General features: G+C 38.6%; 15 protein-coding genes and 1 pseudogene. 4 read left to right on the top strand and 12 right to left on the bottom strand.

Annotated elements, in window-relative coordinates; translation table 11 throughout:
* Positions 1-75: 75 nt before the first annotated feature.
* The 3 genes from AAFX60_017560 to AAFX60_017550 form a co-directional block, all read right to left on the bottom strand.
* On the bottom strand, positions 76-237 hold the full coding sequence (locus AAFX60_017560) for a hypothetical protein (protein ID XDF78995.1): 162 nt from the start codon (positions 235-237) through the stop codon (positions 76-78).
* Positions 238-257: 20 nt separating this feature from the next.
* The gene (locus AAFX60_017555) at positions 258-785 is read right to left on the bottom strand and encodes a CatB-related O-acetyltransferase (protein ID XDF78994.1); all 528 of its coding nucleotides are present in this window, start codon (positions 783-785) and stop codon (positions 258-260) included.
* A 192-nt stretch (positions 786-977) separates the two neighbouring features.
* Positions 978-1,175 carry a hypothetical protein gene (locus AAFX60_017550; protein ID XDF78993.1) on the bottom strand — a complete coding sequence of 66 codons (198 nt, stop codon included), beginning with the start codon at positions 1,173-1,175 and terminating at the stop codon, positions 978-980.
* A gap of 321 nt (positions 1,176-1,496) precedes the next feature.
* Between AAFX60_017550 and AAFX60_017545 the strand changes: the two genes are divergently transcribed.
* Together AAFX60_017545 and AAFX60_017540 are read left to right on the top strand one after the other, a co-directional pair.
* Positions 1,497-2,810, top strand: a complete 1,314-nt coding sequence (locus AAFX60_017545) for a GGDEF domain-containing protein (protein ID XDF78992.1) — start codon at positions 1,497-1,499, stop codon at positions 2,808-2,810.
* A gap of 89 nt (positions 2,811-2,899) precedes the next feature.
* Positions 2,900-3,556: an NAD(P)H-dependent oxidoreductase gene (locus AAFX60_017540; protein XDF78991.1), complete on the top strand. Its 657-nt coding sequence runs from the start codon at positions 2,900-2,902 to the stop codon at positions 3,554-3,556.
* 60 nt (positions 3,557-3,616) lie between these two features.
* Here the strand turns inward: AAFX60_017540 and AAFX60_017535 are convergent, their stop codons facing one another.
* Together AAFX60_017535 and AAFX60_017530 are read right to left on the bottom strand one after the other, a co-directional pair.
* Entirely contained in the window at positions 3,617-7,708 is a 4,092-nt protein-coding gene (locus tag AAFX60_017535; GenBank protein ID XDF78990.1) for a zinc-dependent metalloprotease, read from the bottom strand.
* A 32-nt stretch (positions 7,709-7,740) separates the two neighbouring features.
* Complete coding sequence (locus AAFX60_017530) at positions 7,741-8,601, bottom strand: hypothetical protein (protein ID XDF78989.1); 861 nt, start codon at positions 8,599-8,601, stop codon at positions 7,741-7,743.
* Between the two features lie 248 nt (positions 8,602-8,849).
* Here AAFX60_017530 and AAFX60_017525 point away from each other — a divergent pair, with 248 nt between their 5' ends.
* Together AAFX60_017525 and AAFX60_017520 are read left to right on the top strand one after the other, a co-directional pair.
* Positions 8,850-9,632, top strand: coding sequence for an XRE family transcriptional regulator (locus tag AAFX60_017525; GenBank protein ID XDF78988.1), 783 nt, complete (start codon positions 8,850-8,852; stop codon positions 9,630-9,632).
* 208 nt (positions 9,633-9,840) lie between these two features.
* Complete coding sequence (locus AAFX60_017520) at positions 9,841-10,788, top strand: Kdo(2)-lipid IV(A) acyltransferase (protein XDF78987.1); 948 nt, start codon at positions 9,841-9,843, stop codon at positions 10,786-10,788.
* Between the two features lie 102 nt (positions 10,789-10,890).
* Here AAFX60_017520 and tkt read toward each other — a convergent pair whose 3' ends face one another.
* From tkt to AAFX60_017485, 7 genes and pseudogenes are all read right to left on the bottom strand, one after another.
* Positions 10,891-12,882 carry a transketolase gene (tkt, locus tag AAFX60_017515; protein XDF78986.1) on the bottom strand — a complete coding sequence of 664 codons (1,992 nt, stop codon included), beginning with the start codon at positions 12,880-12,882 and terminating at the stop codon, positions 10,891-10,893.
* A 314-nt stretch (positions 12,883-13,196) separates the two neighbouring features.
* Positions 13,197-14,147, bottom strand: coding sequence for a transaldolase (gene tal / locus AAFX60_017510; protein XDF78985.1), 951 nt, complete (start codon positions 14,145-14,147; stop codon positions 13,197-13,199).
* 362 nt (positions 14,148-14,509) lie between these two features.
* Positions 14,510-16,171, bottom strand: a complete 1,662-nt coding sequence (locus AAFX60_017505; GenBank protein XDF78984.1) for a BatD family protein — start codon at positions 16,169-16,171, stop codon at positions 14,510-14,512.
* Between the two features lie 5 nt (positions 16,172-16,176).
* Positions 16,177-18,084 carry a VWA domain-containing protein gene (locus tag AAFX60_017500; protein ID XDF78983.1) on the bottom strand — a complete coding sequence of 636 codons (1,908 nt, stop codon included), beginning with the start codon at positions 18,082-18,084 and terminating at the stop codon, positions 16,177-16,179.
* Positions 18,077-19,042 carry a VWA domain-containing protein gene (locus tag AAFX60_017495; GenBank protein ID XDF78982.1) on the bottom strand — a complete coding sequence of 322 codons (966 nt, stop codon included), beginning with the start codon at positions 19,040-19,042 and terminating at the stop codon, positions 18,077-18,079. Before AAFX60_017495 ends, AAFX60_017500 begins: the two co-directional genes overlap by 8 nt.
* Positions 19,035-19,568: a DUF4381 domain-containing protein gene (locus tag AAFX60_017490; protein ID XDF78981.1), complete on the bottom strand. Its 534-nt coding sequence runs from the start codon at positions 19,566-19,568 to the stop codon at positions 19,035-19,037. Before AAFX60_017490 ends, AAFX60_017495 begins: the two co-directional genes overlap by 8 nt.
* A pseudogene (locus AAFX60_017485) lies at positions 19,568-20,526 on the bottom strand (DUF58 domain-containing protein). The gene AAFX60_017490 and the pseudogene AAFX60_017485 overlap by 1 nt, the downstream one beginning before the upstream one ends.
* Positions 20,527-20,543: the final 17 nt, after the last annotated feature.

Genomic DNA, 20,543 nt, shown 5'->3' with positions numbered 1-20,543 from the left:
TAACTCACTTTTAATGAAATAACGAATAAGTTAGGGTCGCAGTTTGCGGCCCTCTTTTGTGTAGGTAGAATAAAATTATATGGTAAACGTTTTTGGATGGTATTTTTTGATGCTATTACTATCGACTAACTGTTTAAAATCTCGAATAAAGTCATTAATATCAGAGTCTAATGGGATAGATTGGAAGTCTAAAAAGTCATATTCCCACCATTTTATATCTAATAAGTCGTTAATCACTTCTTCTTTGAAACGGTACTTTATAAGTTTACTTGGGATCCGCCAACAATGGCGTAATCAGGAACATCTTTAGTTACGACTGCATTAGCGGCAATAACAGCGCCATTACCAATTGTAATGCCTGGTTTGAGTACTACGTTAGCTCCAATCCAAACGTCATTCTTAATGATGATGGGTTGTGGAACGTAGTCTTTATTTTCTTTTAATGACCCTTGTTGTAAACCAGATAATGCAAACTCATCATTAGAATAGGTTACAGTACTTGTCGTAAAACGATGTAGAGGGTGTTGGTAGCCTAAAATTGTCACATCTTTCGCGATTGAGCAGTAACGTCCAACGATTGTATTTCTTTCAAGTTGACTATAACTATATGAGTATGCCCCCATGCTCCATAATAAATAGCCGGCACGAAACGCAACGTTTTCTTCTATTTTTAACGAGGATGGTAGCCTAACTCTTTGGAATAGAGATAACCTTGGAGGAAGAGTTACTCTATTGTTTTTAAGTTGTTTTCTTATTCTGAAACCAAAAGTTACACGTTTAAACATATATAAAGTCAATTATGCGAGATGCTTCACATTATATTATGAATAATGGCATTGTTAAAATAAAATTATAAAAAACATATGAAATGTGAGCGATGAAGGAACAATAGGGGGTGTAGTGGTATTCGATGTGAGCTTTTAAAAAAATGGATGAACCTATCAAACAATAGGTCCATTTTGCTACAGTTATATTAGTTACATGAAGTATCTTTCGCCATCAATAACCCAGCTGCCAATGACATTAGAATCTTTCAATTCTATTTTCACTTCTGTCATGTTTCTTGCGCCTTTACCTAGTAACTCAGAATACAAAGCTTCTGCTTCTTTTTCTGCTGTTGCCAAACCTGTAGCACCAAATTCCGCTGGTACTTGATAAACAAATTCAGGTTTCATAATTACTTCTCTCCTTTTGATAACAATACATTAAAACCCTAGCATACATTTTCAGCTGAAATGACAACTTAGATCACAAAAAATACGCTTTTTTGTATCGTGATGTTTCGATGAGAATTTTAACTTATGTTGTAAGTTTTGTGTTTAATTGTTGTTTTAATGAATGAATTTTATATTTCTATAAATTAAAGGAATGTTTTTGTGGGTGGTTATGTTAGGCTTTCTCTAATTGGAGACAATGTCTCACTTTATAAAAAACAAAGATTGATTCCTTTTATTGTTGCTATATATTTCGCACCTTTTACTACTCAAAGAATGACGATGCTAAGACGATTAATGTTGCCACAGTTAAAAAGCTATATTTTTATTATTTTGAAAATGTGGACTTTGATCTTTTGCGTCTGTTTAATTTGCTATTTCTTCTTCAATATCATTTCAGTGAATCGATTAGAGCGTGAAATTGTAGATGACTACAAAAGTGTCTATTCGATAAGTCGACGTTTCTCATCTTACTATAATAATGCAACAGCTATCACATTAGATGAAGGGCGTTATTTTAGGAATGATGTCACTGTTGTTGTTACTCGAGATACAGAAGTTAAGGTTTTATCTGAAGGGATAAGTAAATTACGAACTGAGTTAGAGAAACTCATTGGTGATAATTTATGGACAATCGCTGTCTTCCAGAACCCATCGAGTTATTTTCATTTAGATCCGATCAGAGATAGTTATGAGCAATTTTATGAGAAGATAGAGGAAGATAACGTTATCTCACACATTGTAGATAATGAAAATTTAAAACAAACCTATCAATCTTTTTATGGTTGTAACCTGAAGTTGACGGAAAAATACATAGAAGATGGTACGAGTGAGAATATTCGCTCGATATATTATCCTATCTATAATAAACGACACTTAGATGCACTGTTAGTCGTTGATATTAAAGCATCACTTTTACATGAGAGAATAGAGCACTATAACAAAATCAAAAATATGGTTGTGAACAGTCAAAACAAAAATAATTTATATCAAAAATCGGCTTATCTCCCATGTTCTGAGTTAGACCCATTTACATTAGGGATAAACCTTGTTGATTTAATAAAGAAAATAATTTTTCCTTCGTTATTCATTACCTTAGTTTTGTTTGCAATTGGTTATAATGTAAAGCGTAGTAAGTTTCTGTTGCAGTATGACACGATGACAGGATTTTATCGTCGTGACTTTTATGAAAAACGCATGAAAAAAATGAAGGCATTTTCATTGTTGATTATTGATATAGACAACTTCAAACAAATTAACGATACCTATGGCCATAAGAAAGGTGATGAAGTTATTCAACAAATTGCGCAACGTATTTTAGCCTCAGTAAGAAGTAATCAAGATTATTGTATTCGTTGGGGGGGAGAGGAGTTTATCATTTTGTTGGACTCGGTTAGCGTTACGAATTCAGAAGAAAAAGCCGAAAGAATACGATCAGAGATAGAAAAAGAGTTAATTGCAGATCTACAGGTAACAGTATCAATCGGTGGTGTTGTAGATGATGATACGACGTTTTCAGATGCATACAAACGTGCCGATGCTGCTCTGTATCAATCTAAGAATAACGGACGAAACCGTGTCACTATGGCAAATTAAATATTGAGTGTGCCTTGCTTGTTGACATCATAAGTTGTGCAGACAAGAATGTCTGTGGATTAAAATTTCAACAAGTAAGGTTTATTATTATGACGCATCCAATTATTCATGATCTTGAAAATCGTTATACATCAAAAAAATATGACCCATCAAAGAAAGTATCTCAAGAAGATTTAGCGGTTTTACTTGAGGCTCTGCGTTTATCTGCTTCTTCAATTAACTCACAGCCTTGGAAGTTCATTGTGATTGAGTCTGATGAAGCAAAGCAACGTATGCATGATTCATTTGCAAATATGCACCAGTTTAATCAACCTCACATCAAAGCGTGTTCTCATGTGATTTTATTTGCAAATAAGCTTTCGTATACACGAGATGATTATGATGTGGTTTTATCTAAAGCGGTTGCTGACAAGCGTATTACTGAAGAGCAAAAAGAAGCTGCTTTTGCTTCGTTTAAGTTTGTAGAATTGAACTGCGATGAAAATGGTGAGCATAAAGCATGGACGAAACCTCAAGCTTATTTAGCTCTTGGTAATGCTTTGCATACATTAGCTAGACTGAACATTGATTCAACAACAATGGAAGGGATTGATCCTGAATTACTCAGTGAAATTTTTGCTGATGAATTAAAAGGGTATGAATGTCATGTTGCTTTAGCCATTGGTTATCATCATCCAAGTGAGGATTACAATGCTTCTTTACCTAAATCCCGCAAAGCATTTGAAGATGTAATTACCATTCTTTAGTTCTTAGTGTTTAAGATGAAGACAAGCCAGCGGTTATGCTGGCTTTTTTATTGGGGGAGGTTAATAAATTTTGTGAACTGGGAGTTTACGAAGTGCTTCGTAATGTTCGCCAACCATGTTTGTATAATCACCCGATTGATAGGCTTTAATCATTTCTAATGTGAGCGTCCAAGCAAACTGATTGGTCTCTTCTGCTCCAGTAAAGCCGTCGTATAGGGCATAGCTTGCCGTAAGAAGTGTTGGTTCAAGTCCTGCATTTACGTATGCTATTGTATAATCAATGATAGAAATTACATTGCTTATACTGTGCTCTTTACCTGTATTTGATGTAACGGTACCTGTTTCTGGGTTATAAGTAACATCAGGTTGTGATAGAACCCCGTTAATAACTGCATTAAAGATCTGGTTGTTCATACCATTGCTTAAATCAATTTCACCAGAGGCAATTTGTGCTTTATATGAATTAATAATCAATTCAATAAATGGTGCATCAAGGGCAAGAATTGGCGTATGGAACGATGATTTAAATCCTGCTACTGGTTGCCATGCATTAAGAATATTCGTTAATGTTTCAGCTGACGTATTATCTAGCGCAATTTTTGCTGTGTAACCTTCACTTGTAAACAGTTTTGAAGCAACACGATTCGCTAGTGTATTGTCCTTAGTGATGGTGTAATTAATGCCTCCAATTGAAACCGTTAATCCATCACCGCCAAGCAAACCATATTGATCAAGCTGTTTTGTTAAGCTGTTACGTTGCTGTAGGGCTGTTTCTGCAAATTTATAATCAGAAGTCAGCATTTGTCGAGTACCCATATACACAATCATGCTCGACATATCGGTTCTACCTGTGCGAGTTAAACCATAGAATGATTCGATACCGCGTGGCATTGGTGGTAGTGCTTCTACCAGTTGTGAAACGTGTAAGTTAACATCGATGGTTGGTTCATAAGGTGCACCAGCTCTATCAACAAACTCAACGGCATTGGCTAGTGGTTCTTTTGCAACAATGTGCGCCATAATGGCATCGTATTCGGCTTTAACCCCAGGTAAGTCGAGTAAAGAAGCAAACGCAGTTTCATCTGTGTAACGGAAAGAGAAACGACGAGCCAATTGGTAACTTGCTAATCCTTTATCTGGCCACATACCTAATACAGAAACTGCATTTGAATACGGGTTTGATGGGTCAAACGAACCTACCGAGTTTAAGAACTTAGAGTTAATTGATTTGGCATGAATTTCAGTTGCTCCATACAAAGATTCAAGAATAGGAGTAGCAACCTCATCGAAACAATCTGCACGAGTAATATCGTATTCACTTGGAATAGTATAACTTTGTGCGGTTAATGCTTCACCAAGAGAAATACTGCGCATAGTTCCCGAACGGTCAGTAATAATACATTGCGTTTCTGGTGTACGTAATACATCTAAGAAAAATTCAGAAGCTTTTTTCGCACCAAAGGCATAATCACATAACCACGAGTTACCAGCTCTTTCATTTCTATCTTCTGAATAAACACAGGTACTCGGATTGGCTGCAACCATTTGTAAAAATTCGGTCGGCTTATTTGCAGGTGATGCGTCACCATAATCGTGAAATAGTTGGTCGACACGCTCATTGTCTTCAATCATGTCACGTATTGTGTTCATTTCACGGAAGCGACGAATAATATAAGATGGGTAATTAGAATTATAAAGCCCATCATTATATAGCCCAGCATTTCGTGAGTCGTAGCTGTCTAAGTATTGCTGCCATTTGTAAGTAGCGATTTCTTGTAGGTTTGTCCCTTCATCAAAACGGTTACAATCACTATTGCCAGAAACATTACCATCGGTACAGAAAGCATAAGACTTACGAGTGAAACCGAGTATGTCATCTAGGTAGTAAAGTACACCATGTTCAGCAAGTGGATTGCCATTTAGTGCCGCAGTATCTAAACGAGAGAAATCACAGGTGTAGTTTGATTGTCCAGTTGCTTGACCTTGATCATCAAGTACTTGTGATTGCTCTGTACAAACCATAAGAGATTCATTTTCAGCGGTTGCACCGTATTGACTGTAGAAAGAGTTAGCATATGCAGCTTCACCACCTTCAGACGCGCGTTGTTCAGCGCTCATCGGTGATGCTTCAACAAGTTCAAGTTTACGAGCGTATGCAAATTTAAATGCAGCTAAGTCATATAGACCCCAAGTTGGGATTTCATCAAGCATACTTGGTGCGTAATCCATTGTTGAGCTGTACGCTGGAACGTTGCTTAAGCCAAGTAGTTTAGATTGTGTTTTTGATAAGTAGTTATCAATGTCATTTGAGCCTTTAAAGTTATGACGTAAACCTACATTATGACCAATTTCATGAACTAAAGTGTTCGCATAGGTTGTTACGGTGATGGCATCTGCTGCAACCGTCTGAAGATTGTCTGGCAGTAAAGCCCATGGTTTTAGCGTTTTAGTAACAATACCGGTTTCTGGATCCGTAATATTCGTGAAGTAACCTTCGTCAACAAGAGGTAAGTTATCAATAACGGCTTTACTTGAAGACGACACCCATGACGCTTCAATAGGGTAGGCATTATTTTCGCTCCAAAATGCAAGACGCTCCTCTTCTGCTCGAACAATATCTTCAAGATTCATGTCATCATTGACAGGTTTCAATATCGTTGGACCTTGCGCCAATTTTTGTTTTAAGCTTTGTTGGGCTAAAAATTCAATCGCCGTTTCTTCATTAATTGAAATGGAGGTTGTATTATGAGCATGTTGATTGTGATTGGCGTAAAGCGATTCAGAGACAGCTCTATTAGTTTGAAGTTCTGATCTTGATTGTGCAGATGCTGACTCTTCCGCAGCTAAACCATTCATCTCAAGTTGTCCACGGTTATACAGTCGCGCCATATTATCCCAATAAAATGGAACACCACGGCGTGCAACACCAGAATATTGGTTTACGTGTGCTTTAATGATCTCACCAGTTCTCGGGTGCGCAATAGATGGGCCATAACCAAGTAACCCGTTATCAAGCGGTTCATCGACGAGATTAATGACGTTATAGCGAAGATCACCCGGATGAATTCCCATTCCTTCTGATTTATTGACAATCTCAATCATAGGTTTGTTTGAGTTTGGTTCAAGTAAACGAAGAGTTTCGTTCATTTTATTAACGGTCTTGATCGTCGAGTCTAAGAAAAGCTTATTCTTCTCTTCAAAAAAGTTATCTGATAAGTAATATTTGATTGATCCTTGAGCTGGATTAAAACGGTTCAAATAAGTGACAGCATCGTATTTGTTAGTGATTGGATCTCTTACTTTTGTTGTTGTGGTAAAGAAACCGATATCGTTTTCATCATTAACAGGATATAAGACAGGTTGATAATTTTCTGATGCTATGTGACTTTCATGTACAAGGGAGTAATAGAAGCGAGACTTAAATGAGCCTTTAGCCAACTCTTCTTCCATTGCTGACCAATCCATATAACGTGATAATTTAGAAAAATTAATCTTAAATGTTTGTTCAAGTTCGAAGTTTAATACGCCTTTTTTAGGGTCAAACTCCCAAGAGATCACTTCTGGTGATCCTTGTGGTGTTAATCCATCTTTAGTGCCATAGAGTTCGTCCCAGTTTAAATCACTCACTAATGTTGATTCAGGGCTTGGCGTAAAGTGGGTATTGTTTCTAAAAGTGGTGTTGCCAAGGTTTGGATCTGAATCTTTTTCTTCGACGTTAGTACAATCTCCGTAGTTATCTTCACGACATTGGTATTTCGCATAACTACCAGGGATGGTCATAACATGAGGAAAGTTAACTTGGTCATCAGAGCCGATATTGCTTTCATCTTGCGGTAAACAGAAACCATTTTTATCTTTTGGCAGTAAAAGATCAGGGTTATTATTGTCATAGCCACGAACTTCTAAGCCTTCATCTGAAAAGCAAAGCTCAACATAACGTCCCATACCTTGTAAAAAAGGAAATTGAGTTACAGCAAAGCGAGGTGCAGCTCCGGTAGTTGGAGCATAAAACCAGCGGCCTTCAACACGTAAATCTTGTACTTTAACTTCAGTAAGGTCTTTATCAAGAGTGTCATATTCTTGTTCTTCTGGTGCACAACCAGTGAGTGCAACGGTTACCGCTGCAGCTAATGTAAGCTTTTTATATGTCATATTGTTCACATCCTGTTTTTATTATTTTATCCCTAAAATGAATAAGTCATGCCAAGCGAATAGGTTGCTTTTGCTTCATCAAAAAGATCAAAGCTGCCTAATGTTCCTTGTGCTGCATCTGTATATACACCGGAAGAAGCCAGTGTTAATGAAATAGAAAGGTCCTCTAAAAGGTTATAACCAGCGCTGACGTTACCACCATAGCTGTAACCATCTGCCCAGCGGCCGTTATAGTTGATAGAGGTTCCTCCTAATGCCGATACTGAGAAGAAAGCATCGCCATAGTTATAATTTGCACCTAATAATAAAGATAATCCCCACGATATATTTACGTTGCCTGATGGTGAGGTAGTGTACTGGTGAAAGTTTTTACGCACACGAGGTGCAATAAGGAAACCAACGTCCGCTAACTTGAAAGTAAATGGGGTCTGTATACGAAAAGCGGTATTAAGAAAACTATCTTGAGACGCTTGTGATGTTGGGATTGAAAATTGCCCACTGATAGACATACGTCCTGTATCACCAAAAGTGAGCAGTGATGAGCGCGATAGACCAACAACAGTATCTGTAGAATAGAATCCTTCAGCATTTTGTAATGTACGGTAACCACCTGTATTGGAATAAAGAGAGTAGTGCTCCCAAAATGCCAAATGAAGTGAACCATGAAATGAAATAGCACGGCTTGAGCGATAATCAGAAGCTGAGTAAAGATTACTGTCATACCCAAGGCTTAATGATCCGCTCCATTTTAAATTTGAGTCTTGTTCTATCTCTGTGGATTCAGCAGGTATTTCTTCCTTGTTCGTATCTTCAGCAAAAGCATCATGAACTAGTGCTGAAGTACAAAAAATGAAGCTCGATAGTGCTGACTGTTTTAATAGTTTTGTCCGCATATATGACTTCCATGTCGATAAAGTGCTCATCATGAGCGATAACTGACGTTGTTATTATTATTTGTCATTAAATTGACGTTGTTACATATTTGTAACCTTTGCGCGAAAGTGGTGCAATGATTACAGTTTTATAACTAAGAGGGTTTTAATTTATGAGTTGCTTCACTCCAAAAAATGAAACCGAACTAGTAATTTAGAATGATATAAAGTAAATTGAAAAAATAAGAAATAACATCAAGGAAGTCGTTATGGGATTTTGTGCTAGTTTATTATTAAATGCATTACGAGTTAAATTAAAAGAAAGTGATCTTACTTATAATGAATTGTCATTAAAAGTAAATGTACCTATTTCGACATTAAAAAGACATTTTCATAGTAATTCAATTGGTATTGATAAATTAATGGAATATGCAACCGTATTAAATACCAATCTAGAAGAACTTTCACAAATCGCACGTGATATTCACAATAAAGAAGAAGGAACGAGAACCGAAGTTCTTGACGAAATCTTTTATAACCACCCTTATTTGTATGATTTTTTCTATGAAGTTCACGTCAAAGGAAGGGATGTACAAGAGGTGGCTAATGAGAACCATCTGAATGAACAGAGTGTATATATCTATCTGAGAGCATTGGAAATTATGGGGTTGGTTGAACTGAAAAGTGATGGTTCACCATGCTTTCTTACTCCTCCTTATTATACCTTTTTTGAAGGTTCTAAATTAGATACGTTGTTTACCGAGAAATTAAGGCTTGAAGTATTATCACAAGCAAAAAGACCAGTAGTAGGAATGTCTCGAGTTTGTTTAACGCAAGAACAAATTGATCAGGTTTCAGAAATGGTTTATGAGAAAATACAACATTTTCATTTTCAAAATAAAGAATCAAAAGAAAGTGAAGATATCAGAAAAAATATATTGCTAAATGTAACTGAAGGTAATTATATACATTTATCTGATGGTTTGATTAATATTGAATCAGGTTTGTTAAAAGAACTTTATGAAACAATTAATAGTGATGAAGTATTATAATTAATACTGTATTTTATAAGTTATTCGACACAGTTCTAATTTGTAGAATTAAATAATGATTCAAAACGTAACTATTTATAATAAATAAGCCTCAATCAAGGTAATTGATATTTTTGAAAATAATTTAATCAAACTTGATTGAGCTTATTAAACTTTTCAACTAAAATTTCACTTTAATTATATTTCTGAGACAGGTGTCTTAGTTTTGATGGGTGAAAAAATGAAAACAGTTCCAAGTCCTAAATTTACATGGGCGCTGTTGTCTCCAAAGTACTGGCTTGTATGGCTATCTTTTTCTTTTCTTGCTGTATTGGTTAATGTACTTCCGTTCGTTGTTCTTAAAAGAATAGGGAATGGAATCGGATGTTTATCTAAATTTTGCTTAAAAAAGCGTGCGAACGTTGCTCGAAAAAATCTAGCATTGTGTTTTCCTCATTATTCACAAACAAAAATTGAACGATTAGTGAATGAAAACTTTAAGAATACTGGGTTAGCATTAATTGAAACTGGTATGGCTTGGTTTTGGCCTGATTGGCGTGTTAAGCGTCATATATCCATTATTGGCCAAGAGAAAATATTAGAAAAAGAGCAAGAAGTTAAAGGCGTATTAGTGCTGTGTTGTCATTTTTTAAATCTTGAAATGACAGCTCGAATCTTTAGTCTTTTTGCTCCCGGTTATGGCGTGTATCGTGCTAATAGCAATCCTGTGTATGAATTTATTCAACATCGCGGACGTACGCGTAAAGGTCATAAGATGATTGACCGTCATGATGTTAAAAGCATGATTAAGGTTCTTAAGTCTGGAAATCGTTTGTGGTATTTGCCTGATCATGACTATGGCCGCCGTAACTCAGTGTTTGTTCCATTTTTTGCTGTTCAAGAAGCGGCAACAACTACGGGTTCCAGTTTCTTAATTGATATGACAAAGTGTGCTGTTATGTCGGGTACCAGTATACGTACTGACAATCACTATACTTTAGAAATAGGGGATGACATTAGTGATGATATTCCACGCCGTGATGCTGTTACAGCTGCAAATGTACTAAATAGAGAGATTGAGCGTTTAATTGAGAAAGAACCATCGCAATGGATGTGGCTACATAAACGCTTCAAAACGTTACCAGAAGACTCAGAAGAGATGAATCGATACGCATAAAAGTTGTATTTAATTCAAAACTATTTCTCAATATAAAAAAGCCTCGCTGAATTAGCGAGGCTTTTGTTTATTAAGGTGTTCTGTTTATAAAAGCGTTTGTTATTAAGCTAACAATTCTTTTGCTGTGTTTACTACGTTTTCAGTAGTGAAACCAAAAATTTTGAATAGCTCATCAGCAGGTGCTGACTCACCAAATGTTGTCATGCCGATGATCTTGCCACCGAAACCAACGTACTTGTACCAGAAATCAGCAATACCCGCTTCAATTGCGATACGTTTAGTTACCGCTGATGGAAGTACAGCTTCACGGTATGCTTCGCCTTGCTTATCAAATGCATCTGTTGATGGCATTGAAACAACACGTACCGCTTTACCTTCTGCTGTCAGTTGTGCTGCTGCTTCAACTGCTAGTTCAACTTCTGAACCCGTTGCAATAATGATTAACTCTGGTTGACCTTCACAATCTTTAAGGATATAGCCACCTTTAGCGATGTTCGCTAATTGCTCTGCATCACGTTCTTGTTGTGCAAGGTTTTGACGAGAGAAGATAAGTGCAGATGGACCATCTTTACGCTCGATAGCTAGTTTCCATGCTACAGCAGATTCAACTTGGTCACATGGACGCCATGTGCTCATGTTAGGCATTAGACGTAGAGAAGCGATTTGCTCAACTGGTTGGTGAGTTGGACCATCTTCGCCAAGACCTATAGAGTCGTGCGTGTAAACTTGGATGTTTTGCACTTTCATTAGTGCAGCCATACGCATTGCGTTACGAGCGTATTCCATGAACATTAGGAACGTTGCGCCGTATGGTACGAAACCACCGTGCAGAGCAATACCATTCATGATTGCTGTCATACCAAATTCACGAACACCGTAGTGAATGTAGTTACCAGAGAAGTCATTTGTTTCTAGAGACTTAGAACCAGACCACATTGTTAGGTTAGAAGGTGCAAGGTCAGCAGAGCCGCCCATGAATTCAGGTAACATAGCACCAAATGCTTCTAATGCGTTTTGAGACGCTTTACGTGATGCGATGTTTGCAGGGTTAGCTTGAAGATCAGCAATGATTGCTGATGCTTTTTCTTCCCACTCTTTTGGTAAATCACCGTTTACGCGGCGAGTAAATTCGGCTGCAAGTTCTGGGTATGCTGCTTCATAAGCTGCAAATTTCTCGTTCCACGACGCTTCCTTAGCTGCGCCTGTTTCTTTCGCGTCCCATTCTGCGTAAACTTCTTGCGGAATTTCAAATGCGCCGTGCTCCCAACCTAATTGTGCTTTTGCTGCTTTAATTTCGTCAGCGCCTAGTGGAGCACCGTGACAGTCGTGTGTACCTTGTTTGTTCGGAGAACCAAAACCGATAATAGTTTTCGTACAAATAAGAGTAGGGCGAGGATCGGCTTTAGCCGCTTCAATTGCTGCATTGATAGCATCTGAATCATGACCATCAACAGCAGGAATTACGTGCCAGCCGTAAGCTTCAAAGCGTTTAGGCGTGTCATCAGAGAACCAACCTTCAACTTCACCATCGATAGAGATACCGTTGTCATCCCAGAATGCGATTAATTTGCCTAGGCCTAATGTACCAGCAAGTGAACACGCTTCGTGAGAAATACCTTCCATCAGACAGCCATCACCCATAAACGTATAAGTGAAGTGGTCAACGATATCGTGGCCTTCTTTGTTGAATTGTGCCGCTAATGCTTTTTCAGCCATCGCCATACCAACAGCATTGGTAATACCTTGACCTAGAGGACCTGTAGTTGTTTCTACGCCTGGCGCATATCCATACTCTGGGTGACCCGGAGTTTTAGAGTGAAGTTGACGGAAGCTTTTAAGGTCATCAATTGATAACTCATAACCTGAAAGGTGAAGCAGAGAATAAATTAGCATAGAGCCGTGACCGTTTGAAAGAATGAAACGGTCGCGGTCTGCCCACTCTGGGTTTGCTGGGTTGTGATTTAAATGAGAACGCCAAAGAACTTCAGCGATATCAGCCATGCCCATAGGTGCGCCAGGGTGGCCAGAATTTGCTTGTTGTACGCCGTCCATGCTTAGAGCACGGATTGCATTTGCTAGATGTTTACGGTTCATAATGTTTAACTCGAATATTAAAAAAGGAATAGAGCAGGGTTCAGATCGCTTCGCTTAAAGAGTTCAGAGGTGTTTGTGGTGACTTCTGAACTAATACCAATTCCATTAATTATCTGATTATTATTACTGGTTAAATAACTCAATAGTTGCGTTAAAAATTATTATTGTAGACTAACTACTTATAAGATTTTTTGCCTTACTCTTAAGTGATGTTCCTGCGTAATAAATAGGTCATCTAATTACTTGCATTGGTATAAACACAAACTCCCCTGAATTCTGCAAGGGAGCTTGCCGACCGATCTAAAACCTAGAAATTAAAGCTTAGCAGCAATCATTGCTTCTAACTTACCTTGGTCAACCGCAAAGTTACGGATACCTTCAGCCAGTTTCTCAACTGCCATTGCGTCTTGGTTATGATCCCATAGGAACTCTGCGTGAGTCATTGCTGCAGGACGGGCTTTGTTGCCGTTTGTATCAACCAGTTTCTCAACCACTTCACCTGTTGCTTCTTCAAGTTCTTGAAGTAGGTTAGGGCTAATTGTTAGGCGGTCACAGCCTGCTAATTCAAGGATTTCACCAATGTTACGGAAGCTTGCACCCATCACAACTGTGTTGTAGCCGTGTTCTTTGTAGTAGTTGTAAATACCAGTAACTGAAACAACACCTGGATCTTCGCTTGGCTCAAAGTCACGACCTTCTTTCGCTTTGTACCAGTCCATGATACGACCAACAAATGGAGAAATCAGGTAAACACCAGCTTCAGCACATGCGCGAGCTTGAGCAAAAGAGAATAGAAGAGTTAGGTTACAGTTGATGCCTTCTTTTTCTAGGATCTCTGCAGCACGGATGCCTTCCCAAGTAGAAGCCAGTTTGATAAGGATACGGTCATTAGTAATGCCTGCATCGTTGTACATTTTGATCAGTTGACGCGCTTTTGCCACACTGCCTTCAGTATCGTAAGAAAGACGAGCATCTACTTCTGTTGAGATACGCCCAGGTACGACTTTAAGAATTTCTTTACCGATGTTAACTGCAAGCATGTCGCAAGTATCTTGAACTTGCTGTGCTTTGTCGTTGCTTTGCGCTTTAGCGTATTCAATCGACGCATCGATTAGTGGTGCGTATTCAGTAATTTCTGCCGCTTTTAGAATTAGAGAAGGGTTCGTTGTTGCATCTTCAGGCGTGTACTTTGCGATTGCTTCAATGTCACCTGTGTCAGCTACTACTGTTGTTAGTTTACGAAGTTGTTCTAGTTTAGTTGTCATACTACTTACCCTTACTTGTCATATGCGATTTAGCACATTCTTTTAAAGTCCGTCTCGCTTCCATCTGTGCTTGTTTGAGCAAATGCGATGGTAGTGAACATTTGATAAGGTGATAATTGAGCTTTCTGTCGAATAAGTCAATGGTAAATCGAACATTGTGTGAAGATACATCCATTTTTATCTGAATATTTGAGCGTGATCGTTTGCGCAAACCATTAGTGAAAAATTAAAAAAGTTAATTAAAAATACGAAGAAAGTACTTATCTGGATGAGATTAAGAAAGAGTGGAAGTGCTGAGGTGTGGTGAGACATAAAAAAGGCTGACACATAGCCAGCCTTAAATTCATTTATGCAGTTAAAGCCTATAATGCTTCAAGTTCAGTTGGGCTTGTTTTTGATTTTTTACTCACCTTTAATTGTTGAGTTATCTCTTTAATAAGCCTTTCTTTATCAGTGTTTTCTGATTTGTTTGAGTATTTAGCATGGCTTAATTTTTCAATGAGCACTTTGACTTTATCTGTATCGATTCCTTTTGCTTTCCAGTCATCAGAATGGTCTTGAATGATCTGATGTGCAAGTATGGTATTGTCTGATTTAAGTGCCGTAATTAATACAGAAATATCACTGTTTGATATGCCGTGATTCGATGTAACCGCTAATGTTTCTTTGTTCACACTGTTTCGCGCTTTATACCAAGCAATAAGTGTTAATAGCCATAAAATAGCAAAACCTAGGGTGGTATAAGGCCAAATACCGTGATCAACTTCTCGTTTTATTACGGTTTTCGATTGCTCATTTGTTTGTTGCTCGATCATTTGTTCGCTTTTTTGGCTGTTTGGTGTCACGGTTAGCGTTAATGAATCTAATTTTGCGACTTCTGCTTTGTGCGTTTTGCTGTTCCACCATTGAATCGATACCGCTGGCAATTCAACTTGGCCCGATGTATGTGGAATGATCACTTGTTTAATGGTCATCACACTATTCCCTTGGCTGTCTTTACCAATGGTCGGCTTTTCGTCGTACATACGAACTAATTTTGGATAACTAATATCGATAGATGGTAATTTTTCTGGTGGGACATCAGCCATCATTAGGGTGATTTGGCGAGTAATGGCTGTGCCAGCTTCAACCTCTGTGTTGGTTAGGACTTTGCCATCAACGAGCCATTGCTGACCTAGTTTCAAATCACTGGTTGGTAACCATGTTCCTTTGTAATCAGATGGTTTAGTTAATACATTAATTGAGTATTGTTTTGGGTTTATGTTTAATGGAATTAACTTGGTGCTACGACCGTAACGATCGGTTTGTATTAATCCCCCCGTAAAAGCCAAGCCATCAAAGGTTAATTTACCTGCTTTGTTTGCGCTTAGACTAAATACCTGTTCAACCACAGTTGCTTGTAAACCATCAATAACCGTTTGATATTGTTTACTTTCACCAATAGGAGAAAATTCAACACCGTTTCCTTGAGGAGTAATGATATTTGGATCTTTTAAACGACGAATATCAGCAAAGATGGCTATTTTGGCATTAAATTGTGCCGTTTCACCTTCGTACAATTCGTTTTTACTTAACTCACCGCTGACTTTGATAATATCGCTGCTTTTTGGTGCCGTTGCGTCTTTATTTACCCGAATGTTGATTGGGTTTGTTTGTTCACCTGCAACCTCCATACTTGGAATGGTTAATATCCCCATTTTGGTTGGTGCAATCGATACGGTCCATTGGCTTTGAACACTGTAATCGCCATTAACTAATGAACGAGAGCTACCAAAGCTGACTTGGCCTGAACGAAAATCCGGTCCGAGCTGGCTAATATCAAACTTACTTTGGTCTGCACTTTTATCTACTGACACCATTAGTTGAATAACTTCGTTTTCGGTTATGTTGTTTTTGCTAACGGTTGCAATCGCTTGGGCGTTGGCGTACGAAATTCCGCTGATAGTCAGGGTAAGCAGTAATAGTATTTTCTTCATCAGTGATGTTTTCATTATTGAAGATTGGTAGTTTAAGTGTCTTTTCATCGGTATTACCATTCGTTCTCAGAAGCTTGTGGTGGCTCTTGTTGTTGAGCTTGTAAATAGAGTAGGGCACGAAGCAGTTCGTCTTCTTTAGCACCTGATTGCTCTAGTTTTTGTAAACGTGGATCCGTTGTTTTTGCATCGCTATCAATTTGACCTTGTTGAGACTGCATTTGAGCTTGTTTCTTCTCTTTGTCAGCGTCGCTTTGCTCTTTTTGCTTATCGCTTGCTTGTGCTGATTTTTCTTTCTCTTTCTGTTCTTGCTGCTTTTTATCTTGAGCTTGTTGTTTCTGCTCTTGAGAAGAAGCATCGGATTTTTCTTGTTTATCTGATTTTGACTTGCTCTCAGATTGTGATTTATCCTTCTGCTGATTCTGCTGATTCTGCTGATTCTGCTGATTCTGCTGATTCTGCTGATTCTGCTGATTCTGCTGATTCTGCTGTGAATCTTGAGATTGCGAGTCTTTAGAATTTGAAGATTGATCAGATCCGTCTTTGTTATCTTGCTTATCTTTATTCTGATCTTGCTCTTTATTGTCTTTGTTTTTATCCGATTGCTTATTCTTATCGTTTTGCTGTTGCTGTTGCTCTAGCGCTTTATTCACGATATCTAAATTGGTTTTAGCATCCTTCATGTCGGGATGAGCTTGTAATAAAGACTCATATTGGGCTTTAGCGTCTTCAAGTTGTCCATTTTGTGCTAATGCATTCGCAAGATTATATTGCGATTGAACATCACTAAGGCCAGTTAAGCTTTCAATAGCGCCTTTATAATCTCCCGCTTTATATTGAGCCGCTCCTTTCCATTGTTTGGATTGGAATTGTTCACTGGCCGCTTGATATTCTTTTTGCTCATATTGTTGGTGAGCGTTGTAATCGTTTGATAACAACGTATTCGCCATGGACTTATCTATAGGTAACAATACAAGCAATAAAGCTAAAATCATTCCTTTTCGAAAAGCAAATAGTGAAAGCAATACAATAGGGAAGAGTAACCAGTATCCGTGGTTTGCACGGCTGTTTACTTGTGTATCGCTGTTTTTTGTTACTTGTTCTAAAGGTGTTTTTGTTAACCGAACGATAGCATCAATGTCGCTGTTATCCGATTGGATAAGCTGCGCCACACCATGCGTTTCCGTCGCTATTTGCTGTAATGGTTGTGGATTGAGTTTTGCGACGACCGTTTTACCCGTGTTGTCCGTTAATAATTGGCCATTAGGCAGCTCGATAGGTGCGCCATTAGTGGTTCCGACACCCAATAAACTAATACGCCACTTGGTACCATCAATTAGTGCAGTGACTTTTTCAAGTTGTGATGAAGAAATACCGTCAGTTAATACAACGATATCACCTTGTTGATGGCCAGATTTTTTCATCATCTCAATACTTTGATTGATCGCTGCCGATAAATTACTTCCTTTCCCTTTATAAGGCATGATTTCAGGAGATAGGTTAGTAATGAGATTATCTAACGTTTTGCTGTCACCTGTTAACGGACTCACTAAATAACTGCTGTTGGCATAAGCCACTAACCCTGTCATGCCTTCTTTCCAGTAAGGCAGAAGATCTTTAGCTTTGTATTTTGCTTGAGTTAAACGGTTAGGTTTAAGATCCGTCGCATACAAAGAGCGAGACATATCCATGACAAGAATTCGAGCACCAGAAAGCTGAAAACTCGGTGTTTCTTTATAGCCAAAACTTGGTCCGGCAAGTGCTGTTGTCACACAAAACCAAATAACGCTGAGTCCGTATAAAAAACCATGGCCGTTCTTTTTTTGAACCATGCCAAGTTGTTTTGCTATGTGTGGGGCGATTAAGCCACCGTGATGTTGGTTTTTGCGTTGAATAACAATCAAAGCCACTAATGGTATGAGGGCTAAAAACCACATCGGATAGAGAAAAGTAAAATTAGCCATGGCGTTTTCTTACTCCAACAATAATGAAAAGAACAAACAAATAGCCCATTAGTGGGTAACGGAACCACTCTTCATGGGGACGCCAAGTTTGTGTTGCTTGAGTCACAGGCTCTAATGCATCAATAGTTTGATAAATTTCTGCAAGTTCATCGGCGTTACGAGCACGGAAATATTGTCCACCAGTCATTGTCGCAATCTTAGTTAAGGTATCTTCATCCAGATCACGAGCGGTATTTACCGTTTGTTTTCCAAAGAATCCACGTACTTGCATTTCACCAGCGCCAATACCAACGGTGTAAATCTTGGCATGATTATCTTTTGCCAGTTGTGCCGCTTGTAATGGCTCTAGTACACCTGCCGTATTAGCGCCATCACTTAATAAAATAATGGTTCTTTGTGGTGCATTACTTTCAATAAAGGTTTTGGTTGCCAGTCCTAAACCTTCACCCATTGCTGTCATTTGCCCTACTAAACGAAGAACGGTACGATCTAATTGTTCACGTACTGTGTTTCTATCAAAGGTAAGGGGCGTTTGAAGATAAGCGTGATCACCAAACAGCACTAAGCCAAGGCGGTCGCCTTTACGTTGGTCAATAAAATCGGACACCACTTGCTTAACAGCGGTTAAGCGGTCAACAAAATCACCATTACTGGTTTTCATGTCTTCTTCTGCCATAGAGCCGGATAAATCCACCACCAGCATCATGTCTCTGTGTTCTGGCTGAATATCCACAGGTTCGCCATACCAGACAGGACGTGCAAGTGCCGCTATCAATAAAAGCCAAGCCAATGATAATAAGCCAATATTAATGCGTTTATTTGGTTGTTTGTATTCACCTTGATCGGGCAAACGAGGCAAATGAATCGCTTCGCCAGCTTCTTTTTCTGGCATTAAGAAATAGATCACCAATGGGATTGGCAATAAAAACCATGCCCACCACCACATAAATTCAATCATGTTTTGCTCCTTGCACTGCTTTTTTTTGTTTTGCAGGCAATGCATGAATCAACCAGTAACGCACATCATCATAAAAGCGTTTCTGATTGGTTTCAGATAAAGGCACTTTGCCGTATAAGGCTTTCTCGAGCATTTCTGAGCGAGTAGCAAAGTGAACATTGGCTTGTTTTTTAGTCGGAAGCTTTTGTTCAATAAAATTCCACCAAGCGAGTCCATGCAGTGCTGCAATTTGCTGACGAGAGAAATGACTCAATGCAGCTTGTTTTAATAGTTTTGCTACATCACGAGTCTGTTCTGGCTTTAATTTCGCTAATTCCGATAAAGCGACCCGTTGAAGGCGTCGTTTTTTTCTGTAAGCCATAAAAGCCCAAACAATAAGAGCAATACAAGCAATAATAAGAAAAATTAATCCGTAACCTTGCCATGACAGCGAGAAGCTTGGTGCTTCTGGTAAATGTAAATCCGCTAAAGGCAATGGGGCGGACGGTGATGCAGCATTTGGTGCTGCTGTTGAAGATAAAGACATTAATTATTTCCTTTATCCTGTGCTGTGGTTAATTGGTTTAATAAAGGAAAACCTGACGATAGGGTATGTAAATGAATGCCCAATTGCATCGCCATGTTTTGTACATACGCTTTATGCAGGTTAGCCTGTTGTTGTAAGGCATTTTTAGTGGAAAGAGAGGAGAAATCTAACCATGCCGAACGTTTGTTATCAGAGACATGCTCTACGCCATTAAAACGGGTCACCCCTTGCTCTAATGGATCGTTTATCATCACAAACTGAATGCGATTGTGTTTGCTTAATTGACTGAATATCGCTTTGCAATCGTCCGTAAGTGCGTAGAAATCACTGATGATGACGATTTCACTGCCTTTTGGACACAAGCGTTGTAGCTGCTGTAAGCCTTTAACAAAAGAATCCGTTTGTTGCGTTGTCGTTTGCTCTGTATTTGATGACGTGGTGTTATGACGCTCAATGATCTTTTGAAGAAATTGTAAGACCACTTTTTGACGAGAAGAGGGCTTACAATCGAGTGTGGATTTACCATCAAAGATGATCCCACCAACGCGATCTTTTTCAGCTAAGGTTATCCAACTGAGCAAACTGGCAAAATGCGCCGCTTGAGCGGATTTGAATAGAAGCTGTGAACCAAAACGCATGGTGTCACTGACATCCACAAAAAGCATGGTTGGTTGTTCTCGTTCTTCACTGTAGAGCTTGGTATGTGGTTTTCCTGTACGTGCAGTGACACGCCAATCAATAGAGCGAATGTCATCCCCGGTTGATACTGGCGTACTTCAGAAAAATCCATGCCACGGCCTTTTTGACGGCTTTGATGACTGCCATTCATTTTTGACCATACAGATTGTGCTGGCGGTAACCACTGTAATGAGTGGTTCTTGTAGTGAACCAACTCATTAAGTGACAAGGTAACGCCATTGCTGTGTGGTGGCAGTGTTAGTGTATTTGTTTTCTTCACAATATCTGCTTATGTCG

It is taken from the genome of Aliivibrio fischeri (genome assembly GCA_038993745.2).
Classification (GTDB): Bacteria; Pseudomonadota; Gammaproteobacteria; order Enterobacterales; family Vibrionaceae; genus Aliivibrio; species Aliivibrio fischeri_B.
This window is presented reverse-complemented; position numbering and strand designations above follow the sequence as displayed.